This window comes from Enterobacter sp. UNJFSC 003, assembly GCF_036903355.1.
GTDB lineage: Bacteria > Pseudomonadota > Gammaproteobacteria > Enterobacterales > Enterobacteriaceae > Enterobacter.
Genome location: NZ_JBAKHK010000072.1, coordinates 1 through 348, shown reverse-complemented (window position 1 = coordinate 348; position 348 = coordinate 1). Strand labels below are relative to the sequence as shown.

At 53.2% G+C, this 348-nt stretch carries 1 protein-coding gene; it reads right to left on the bottom strand.

The features are described 5' to 3' along the window. Nucleotides 1–348, bottom strand: a 348-nt coding sequence (locus V5P19_RS23145; protein ID WP_334407860.1) for a solute carrier family 23 protein, incomplete at both ends; no start/stop codon positions are given.

Below are 348 nucleotides of genomic sequence, written 5' to 3'. Positions count from 1 at the left end.
AGGTCGCCGTGATATCGCCAATGGTTTCCAGCGAAGTGATCATAAAGACCAGCATCAGCGGCAGCAGCAGACTCCATTCAATGCCAAGACCGTAATAGAGCGGCGTTGGCACCATAATCAGTTCTTGCGTCATAGGTTCGTTGCTTTCTGGCAACATGCCCATAAACCACGCCAGCGCATATCCGGCCGCCATCGCAATTACCAGTGAGGCCACGCGTAAGTAAGGGTTACGTTGACGGTTAAGCAGGATAATTAAGGCTAAGACCACGCCTGCCAGCAGCAGATTTTTCGGTGCGCCGAAGGTGTTATCGCTCATGGCTGCGTAACCGCCGCCAATGGACGTTAACC